The sequence below is a fragment of the Bartonella sp. AA86SXKL genome (assembly GCF_042196885.1).
This window is the reverse complement of record NZ_JBHIRE010000283.1, coordinates 1-755: the sequence shown is the minus strand read 5'-3', so window position 1 is coordinate 755 and position 755 is coordinate 1. Positions and strand designations below refer to the sequence as shown.

Genomic DNA, 755 nt, shown 5'->3' with positions numbered 1-755 from the left:
AGAAAGAAAAGCAATTCCTGGAACAGCAGCAGGAACAGTCTGTTTAAGAACATGAACTGTCTTTTCAGCTACTTCTTCCACAGAAGCAATGCGCGCATCTTTTCCATCAATCACCATATTGGGTTTTAAAATCATGCCCTCGAAAAGAACACGTGCCTCAAATAATTCTTTAAACACAGTGTGTAAAACAACTTTTGTCACCTCAAAGCAACGCGTAATAGAATGCTGGCGTGATGGTCCATCCATCAGCACTTCCGGTTCAACAATCGGTACAAGACCAGCTTCCTGACATAAAGCAGCATAACGCGCGAGAGCTTGTGCATTCTGACTGATTGCCCCTCTTGTTGGGAGAGTCTGTGCATCAATGGCAATGACCGCGCGCCATTTAGCAAAACGGGCTCCCAAAGTATAATAATCCTTTAAACGCTCACGAAGACCATCCAAGCCTTCTGTAATCGTTTCTTGAGGAAAAGCCGCCAATGGTTTGGCACCGGTATCGACTTTGATCCCCGGCACAGCACCTGCATCACGAATAAGATCTGTCAACATCTGCCCTGTAGATGCTTTTTGACGCAGTGTTTCATCAAATAAGATGACACCAGAGATAGCGCTTTCCATGGCTTCTTTTGCAGTAAACAGCATTTCACGATAGGCGCGACGATTATCTTCGGTGCATTCCACCCCAATGCTTTCAAAACGCTTTCCAATCGTTGCAGTACTTTCATCTGCTGCCAAAATACCTTTACCCGCACCTA

At 45.3% G+C, this 755-nt stretch carries 1 protein-coding gene; it reads right to left on the bottom strand.

What is annotated here, in order from left to right:
• Window positions 1-755: class I fructose-bisphosphate aldolase (locus ACFIO5_RS11545; protein ID WP_375705486.1), on the bottom strand; the 755-nt coding region annotated here is incomplete at both ends.